Here is an 8,284-nt window from a genome sequence, read left to right as displayed (position 1 = left end):
AGCTGACTGATACTAATAGATCGAGGACTTAACCAAAGTCAAAGATTTAAAAAGGTGAACTCGTTTTTACTCTTCTTCTAACATTATCTAGTTTTGAGGGAATGAACCTCAAAAAACAAAATAGTCTGGTGGCGATAGCGAGAAGGTCACACCCGTTCCCATACCGAACACGGAAGTTAAGCTTCTCAGCGCCGATGGTAGTTGGGGGCTCTCCCCCTGTGAGAGTAGGACGCCGCCGGGCAATTTGAAAGAACAGCCATTGTGCTGTTCTTTTTTTGTTTGAAAACGTACAAAAGGAGTGTGACCGTATGATTCGAAAAAGGTGGAATTTCAGGACTAGTACCTAATAGATTTATTTATAAGACCCGTAAAACAGGAGAAATGGATCGCAATTTCAAGGGAATTTACGTTTAAGAATTAATTGAAATTGTTTGTATGAATAGAATACCGGCTGGGCGAATAAATCTACTGCCCTAAAGGGGTAATTCTAAGTAAAGTAGTATCTATCTTGATACATTTATAAGCCTTTATCACAGTGCTTATCGCTTGAAAATAAATTGTGTCCTCCAATCTCAAAATTTAATCGCGTAAAAAATGTTTCTTAAGCATAATGTGGGCATATGTCCTTTGTTTTTACCGCATGGGTTATGGTGCGTGATCTCCTTGTTCAAAATGTTTCAATACACAATCCCCCAAACTGTTTCAGATGCACTACCCACCTCGCCTTTCACCGCCTCCACCAAGTGAAATCCGCACTCAACGATATCATAAAAACATCAATCGCACTCCCAACACATACACTCACTCACAATTCCTTAAAGTTCCCTTCACTACCTTAAACCCATAATTCAGTCACCATTGTTTGATTTACCCGTATGATGGGTATAAAAAATTCAGTTTATATAGATTAGTTTTCTCTCAATTTGGCGAAAATGGCTAATGTGAAAACAGAACTTAATCGACTATCGTACATATAATTTTTCAAAATCATTGTCGTTGCAAACTTAGAGCTATTTCTTGTATAATTTATGTCAAATATAGTCAAAGTCAGATTGGGAGGGTGTTAGATGAGGAACATCTCCGATATCATAGAGAACTATTTAAAAGATGTATTACAAATGAGTAGCAGAGAGATAGTCGAGATCAAACGAAGTGAAATTGCGGATAAGTTTCAATGTGTCCCCTCACAAATCAATTATGTCATCAATACGAGATTTACGATTGAAAGAGGTTACATCGTAGAAAGTAAGCGTGGTGGTGGTGGATATATTCGCATCATGAAAGTTCAGTCACACGATTTGGCTCACCTGATTGATCAACTATTAGCCTTAATTCAGACAAGAATCAGCCAAAGCAGTGCGGAAGATGTAATTTATAGGTTAGTTCAAGAAGAAGTTGTAACGACTAGGGAAGCAAAAATCATGCTAAGCGTGATAGACCGTTCAGTATTATATATTGAACTACCTTATCGTGATGAGCTAAGAGCAAGAATGCTGCGCGCCATGCTGACGGCATTGAAATATAAATAGATGAAATGCAAGGTGAGAGGTGATAATGAATGATTTGCCAAGAATGTAATCAAAGGCCTGCTACACTTCATTTTACAAAGATATTAAATGGAGAAAAAACTGAAATTGATCTTTGTGAGAAGTGCGCACAAGAAAAAGGCGAAATGTTCATGATCAATGGCGGTCCAGAGTTCACAATTCATAGCTTGCTGGCGGGGCTATTAAATGTAAATTCATCATTCCCTCCTTCACAAAAGGGAGCCTTTCAACAAGAAAAAGTCCTTCAATGTGAAAGTTGTGCTTTAACATATTCTCAGTTTGTTAAAGCCGGGCGCTTCGGCTGTGCTGATTGCTATGATAACTTTCAAGCTCAGTTAAAGCCAATCTTAAAGAGGCTGCATAGTGGAAACTGGACACATAGTGGCAAAATCCCTAAAAGAATCGGTGGTAATATACACCTCCGTAAAAACATTGAGAATTTGAAACACCAATTAAGAGATTTGATTACAAATGAAGAGTTTGAAAAAGCTGCAGAAATTCGCGATGAAATTCGTTCCTTGGAAAAAAGGCTTACACAGGGCCAAGAAGGAGGGGAATAGGCTTGTCGCTGGAAAAGTTTTTGAATCAAGCAGTCAGTTCGTGGATGAGTAATGAAGGACCTGACGCAGATATCGTGTTAAGTACACGCATTCGTTTAGCACGAAACTTTCAAGAATACAAGTTCCCAACTTTAGCATCCAATGAAGAAGCAGTTAAAATTGTTTCAAGAATGGAAGGCCTTCTATTAAAAGGGAATTTCCAAAAGTATGGTGGAATGGAAATCTTGAAGATGGATGAGCTAAAACCCCTTCAGAAACGAGTATTAGTGGAAAAACACTTAATCAGTCCTCATTTAGCTGAAGATAGTCCATACGGAGCATGTCTTTTAACAGAAAATGAAGAAGTAAGTATTATGGTAAATGAAGAAGATCATATACGAATTCAATGTTTATTCCCAGGGTTTCAGTTAATGGAAGCATTGGAAGCTGCGAATGAACTGGATGATTGGTTAGAAGAAGATATACAATTTGCTTTTGATGAGAATATAGGTTACTTAACGAGTTGCCCGACCAATGTGGGAACAGGACTTCGAGCATCGGTCATGATGCATTTACCTGGTCTCATCATGACCCAGCAAATAAGTAGAATCATACCCGCGATTAACCAGCTTGGTTTGGTGGTAAGAGGTATTTACGGAGAAGGCAGTGAGGCACTAGGCAACATCTTTCAAATTTCCAATCAAATTACCTTAGGAAAATCGGAAGAAGATATCGTTGAAGACTTGTTGAGCGTAGTTAGTCAGTTAATTTCGCAGGAAAGAACAGCTCGTGAAGCATTAGCGAAGACTTCTAACATACAATTAGAAGACAGAGTATACCGTTCATACGGAACTCTTGCAAATAGTCGAATCATTGAAACGCAGGAAGCAGCTAGCTGCCTGTCCGATGTTCGTCTAGGGATTGATATGGGGTATATAAAGGATATATCCCAAAACATCTTGAATGAACTGATGATTTTAACCCAACCGGGTTTTTTACAGCAATATGCGGGAGGTCCATTGCGGCCGCATGAAAGAGATATTCGAAGAGCTGCTTTAATTCGAGATCGATTGCAAATGGAAAAGAGAAAAAGTGAGGAGGAATAGACAATGATGTTTGGACGTTTTACTGAAAGAGCACAGAAAGTATTGGCTTTAGCTCAAGAGGAGGCCATCCGTCTTGGACACAATAATATTGGAACCGAACATATTCTCTTAGGATTAGTGCGAGAAGGAGAAGGAATTGCTGCTAAGGCATTGTATGGTCTAGGACTGGTAGCTGAAAAGATTCAGAAGGAAGTAGAAAACTTAATTGGTAAAGGGCAAGATTCCACTCAGACGATTCATTATACTCCAAGGGCAAAGAAAGTCATTGAACTTTCCATGGACGAAGCTCGTAAACTTGGACATTCTTATGTTGGAACTGAACATATTCTTCTTGGACTGATCAGAGAAGGTGAAGGTGTTGCAGCCAGAGTCTTGAACAATCTGGGTGTCAGTCTTAACAAAGCACGCCAACAAGTGCTTCAATTACTCGGAAGCAATGAATCAGGCGGTCATCAAAGCGGGACATCGGTTAGTGCCAATACTCCTACATTGGATAGCCTTGCAAGGGATCTTACTGCCATTGCTCGTGAGGGTAGCCTTGATCCGGTAATTGGACGAAGTAAGGAAATTCAGCGTGTTATTGAAGTATTGAGCCGTCGTACTAAAAATAATCCCGTTCTTATTGGTGAACCGGGTGTAGGTAAAACAGCGATTGCCGAAGGTCTTGCACAGCAGATTGTAAATAACGAAGTGCCTGAGATTCTTCGAGATAAGCGCGTTATGACATTGGATATGGGTACTGTTGTAGCAGGTACTAAATACCGCGGTGAATTCGAAGACCGATTAAAGAAAGTAATGGATGAAATTCGTCAAGCAGGAAATATCATCTTATTCATTGATGAGCTTCATACGCTAATCGGTGCAGGTGGAGCTGAAGGGGCAATTGATGCATCCAATATCTTAAAGCCATCCCTTGCCCGTGGTGAACTGCAGTGTATTGGTGCTACTACATTGGATGAGTACAGAAAATATATTGAAAAAGATGCAGCGCTTGAGCGTCGCTTCCAGCCAATTCGTGTAGATGAACCAAATAGTGAAGAGTCCGTCCAAATCTTAAAAGGTCTTCGTGACCGTTATGAGGCGCATCACCGTGTTTCAATCACTGATGAAGCCATCGAGGCTGCGGTAAAACTATCGGACCGCTACATTTCTGATCGTTTCCTACCTGATAAGGCGATTGACTTAATCGATGAAGCAGGGTCGAAGGTACGTCTTCGTTCCTATACGACACCTCCAAATTTGAAAGAATTAGAGGTAAAACTAGATGAAGTCCGTAAAGAAAAGGATGCTTCTGTGCAAAGCCAGGAATTTGAAAAGGCAGCTTCTTTGAGAGATACAGAACAGCGCCTTCGTGAACAGTTGGAAGAAACGAAAAAGAATTGGAAAGAAAAACAAGGTAAAGAAAACACAGAAGTAACCGTTGAAGATATTGCTAATGTCGTATCTAGCTGGACAGGAATTCCAGTATCAAGACTGGCACAAACGGAAACGGAAAAACTGCTCAATCTTGAGGATATCCTACATTCACGCTTGATTGGTCAGGAAGAAGCAGTTAAGGCCGTTGCTAAAGCCGTGCGTCGTGCACGTGCAGGTTTAAAGGATCCAAAACGTCCAATCGGTTCATTTGTCTTCCTAGGTCCAACAGGTGTAGGTAAAACGGAGCTTGCGCGCGCCCTTGCTGAAGCAATGTTTGGCGACGAGGATGCGATGATTCGAATCGATATGTCAGAGTATATGGAGAAGCATTCGACTTCAAGATTAGTAGGTTCTCCTCCAGGATATGTAGGTTACGAAGAGGGCGGCCAGTTAACAGAAAAGGTACGCAGGAAGCCATACTCCGTTATTCTCCTGGATGAAATTGAAAAAGCCCATCCGGATGTATTCAATATTTTACTTCAAGTGCTTGAAGATGGCCGCTTGACGGATTCCAAAGGTAGAACAGTGGATTTCCGCAATACGGTGTTAATCATGACATCGAATGTTGGGGCAGAGGCGTTGAAGCGCAATAAATACGTTGGTTTCAATATTCAAGATGGTGAACAGGATTATAAAGACATGAAGGGTAAAGTAATGGAGGAAATGAAAAAAGCATTCCGTCCTGAGTTCCTGAACAGGATTGATGAAATGATCGTTTTCCATTCATTAGAGAAAAAGCATCTTAACCAAATCGTTACGTTAATGTCTGACCAGCTAATTAAGCGTTTGAATGAGCAGCACATCACGCTTGAACTAACAGATGCCGCCAAGGAAAAGATTGCTAAAGAAGGGTACGATCCTGAATATGGAGCACGACCGTTGCGCCGAGCGATTCAAAAGCATATTGAAGACCGCTTGTCTGAGGAATTGTTAAGGGGTACAGTGCTTACTGGCCAGAATGTAGTCATTGACGTTGATAATGACGAATTTGTTGTCCGTTCTGCTGAAAAGACAGGAGCAGCAAAATAATTCTTTTGAAAGTAATATAGCATGACAAACAGAGAGGTACACGAGAGAAAAATGTAATCCGTGTGCCTCTTTTCTTTTATGCGGAAGAATGTTTCCCGTATAATAGAGTTATCAAATTAAGCTTTAAAATGAGAGGTAGAGAGCTGTCATGGCAAAAAGAAAAACGAAGTTCATGTGTTCAGAGTGCGGCTACGAATCAGCAAAATGGATGGGTAAATGTCCAGGTTGTGGTGTGTGGAATAAGATGGTCGAAGAAGTACAAGTTACTGGCTCACCACGTAGAGGCGCGTTTGCTCATTCACAAGGAACAGCACTGCTTTCAAAACCTACACCGATCACGGCAATTGAAACGGTTAGTGAACCGAGGATTACGACCAATCTAAACGAACTCAATCGAGTTCTCGGTGGAGGAGTCGTGAAAGGCTCGCTTGTCCTGATTGGAGGAGACCCCGGTATCGGAAAGTCCACTTTGCTTCTTCAAGTGTCTGCGCAATTAGCGGATAAGGAACATACGGTTCTGTATATCTCCGGTGAGGAATCTCAAAGACAGACAAAATTGAGAGCTGATCGACTAGGTATTTCTTCTAAAAATCTACTTGTATATTCAGAAACGAATCTTGATGAGATAAATAAAACGATCGAAGAAGTGAATCCTGGAATCGTCATTATCGATTCAATTCAAACGATCTTTCATCCAGAAGTCACTTCAGCTCCCGGAAGCGTTTCACAAGTAAGGGAATGTACCGCTGAGTTGATGAGGATTGGAAAAACAAAAGGAATTGCTGTCTTTATTGTTGGACATGTTACGAAAGAAGGTTCCATTGCTGGGCCTAGATTGCTCGAACATATGGTTGATACGGTTTTGTACTTTGAAGGAGAACGTCATCATACATATCGGATACTTAGAGCGGTGAAAAACCGTTTTGGTTCAACGAATGAAATGGGTATTTTTGAAATGAAAGAACTGGGGCTTGAAGAAGTCGCCAATCCTTCAGAGATCTTCCTTGAAGAACGTTCTCAAGGAGCTGCAGGTTCAACTGTTGTGGCGTCAATGGAAGGAACCCGTCCTGTCCTTGTCGAAATACAAGCATTAATATCACCGACGAGTTTTGGGAATCCGAGAAGAATGGCTACCGGAATTGATCATAATCGCGTACCACTCCTGATGGCTGTCTTAGAAAAAAGGGTAGGGATGCTCCTACAGAATCAAGATGCGTATCTAAAAGTAGCAGGTGGAGTCAAGCTGGATGAACCCGCTATCGATTTGGCCATCGCAGTGAGCATTGCTTCGAGTTTCCGTGATAAGCCTACACGTGCAACGGATTGTATTATCGGTGAGGTTGGCCTAACTGGAGAAGTAAGAAGGGTGTCGCGCATTGAACAACGTGTTCAAGAAGCGGCTAAGCTTGGTTTTGAAAGAGTGATTTTACCAGAAAATAATTTAGGTGGCTGGACAGCCCCTAAAGGAATAAAGCTAGTTGGAGTAACATCTGTCAGTGAGGCACTCATAGCAGCATTGGGAGGGTAAAAGATGGAGAATAGGAAGCTTGGAGAACAAACAGTTAGTGAAGTGTTGCAATTTATTGCGCCGGGAACACCCATTCGGGAAGGAATTGATAATGTACTAAGGGCCAACACAGGTGGACTGATTGTCATTGGTTATAACGAAAAAGTGAAAAGCTTGGTGGATGGGGGATTTCAGATTAATTGTGCTTTTTCTCCAAGTTTTCTATATGAACTAGCCAAAATGGATGGCGCTATTATCTTGAATGATGCAGGGAATAAGATATTATTTGCTAATGCCCAGCTTGCTCCTGATTCACAAATTCCTTCAACTGAAACCGGAATGCGCCACCGTACGGCTGAACGTGTAGCACGTCAAACAAAATCGCTTGTTATTGCCATATCTCAACGCCGGAATGTGATTACGCTTTACCAAGGTAATTTCCGCTATGCATTGAAGGATATTGGGGTCATCTTTACGAAGGCCAATCAAGCAATCCAAACTCTAGAGAAGTATAAAGCAGTGATGGAACAAAGCATATTAAATTTAAGCATTTTAGAGTTTGAGGAACTTGTTACCTATAACGATATCTTACTCGTCTTGCATCGATTTGAAATGGTGCTGAAAATCAAAAATGAATTGCTCTCATACTTGAATGAGCTTGGAATTGAAGGCAGACTGATTCGTCTGCAGATGAATGAAATTCTTACAGATTTAGAGGAAGAAGCTCTTCTGATTATTAAAGATTACGCTTCAGATCGTGATGTAAAAGCAAAAGAAGTCTTAAAGAAAATGCAGAACATGTCAAATGGAAGTGTGATTGAGGATACGGCTCTCTTAAAGCTCCTTGGTTATAATGGATATGTACCCTTAGACGAAGGGAAATGTCCACGTGGATATCGCATTCTACATAAGATTCCTCGACTTCCTATGGTCATCATTGAAAACTTGATTAATCGGTTTGATCAACTCCCGAAAATACTAGTAGCAACGGTCGAGGATTTAGATGACGTGGAAGGTATCGGAGAAGTGAGGGCGAAGAAAATCAAGGAAGGATTAAAGCTCGTAAAAGAGCGTTTAATGACCGACCGACGATGATATCACCTTTAAATATGCAATTAATACATGTAAAGCGACAGAAGT

6 protein-coding genes and 1 rRNA gene are annotated in these 8,284 nt (G+C 41.0%); all 7 read left to right on the top strand.

Annotated elements, in window-relative coordinates:
- Positions 1–124: 124 nt before the first annotated feature.
- The 7 genes from rrf to disA all read left to right on the top strand — a co-directional run bounded on the left by rrf (position 125) and on the right by disA (position 8,239).
- Positions 125–241: ribosomal RNA gene (rrf, locus tag BMZ31_RS19265) — 5S ribosomal RNA — on the top strand.
- A gap of 826 nt (positions 242–1,067) precedes the next feature.
- The gene (locus tag BMZ31_RS19260; protein ID WP_090833545.1) at positions 1,068–1,529 is read left to right on the top strand and encodes a CtsR family transcriptional regulator; all 462 of its coding nucleotides are present in this window, start codon (positions 1,068–1,070) and stop codon (positions 1,527–1,529) included.
- A gap of 29 nt (positions 1,530–1,558) precedes the next feature.
- A complete protein-coding gene (locus BMZ31_RS19255) occupies positions 1,559–2,107 on the top strand; it encodes a protein-arginine kinase activator protein McsA (RefSeq protein WP_090833544.1) in 549 nt (182 codons plus the stop codon).
- Positions 2,108–2,109: 2 nt separating this feature from the next.
- The gene (locus BMZ31_RS19250; RefSeq protein ID WP_090833543.1) at positions 2,110–3,192 is read left to right on the top strand and encodes a protein-arginine kinase McsB; all 1,083 of its coding nucleotides are present in this window, start codon (positions 2,110–2,112) and stop codon (positions 3,190–3,192) included.
- Positions 3,193–3,195: 3 nt separating this feature from the next.
- On the top strand, positions 3,196–5,637 hold the full coding sequence (gene clpC / locus BMZ31_RS19245; RefSeq protein WP_090833542.1) for an ATP-dependent protease ATP-binding subunit ClpC: 2,442 nt from the start codon (positions 3,196–3,198) through the stop codon (positions 5,635–5,637).
- A 148-nt stretch (positions 5,638–5,785) separates the two neighbouring features.
- Positions 5,786–7,165 (top strand): DNA repair protein RadA, encoded by a 1,380-nt coding sequence (gene radA, locus BMZ31_RS19240; RefSeq protein ID WP_090833541.1) that lies wholly within the window; start codon positions 5,786–5,788, stop codon positions 7,163–7,165.
- Positions 7,166–7,168: 3 nt separating this feature from the next.
- A complete protein-coding gene (disA, locus tag BMZ31_RS19235) occupies positions 7,169–8,239 on the top strand; it encodes a DNA integrity scanning diadenylate cyclase DisA (RefSeq protein ID WP_090833540.1) in 1,071 nt (356 codons plus the stop codon).
- The last annotated feature ends 45 nt before the right edge of the window (positions 8,240–8,284 follow it).

The sequence above is a fragment of the Bacillus sp. cl95 genome (genome assembly GCF_900115925.1).
Classification (GTDB): Bacteria; Bacillota; Bacilli; order Bacillales; family Cytobacillaceae; genus Neobacillus_A.
This window is presented reverse-complemented; position numbering and strand designations above follow the sequence as displayed.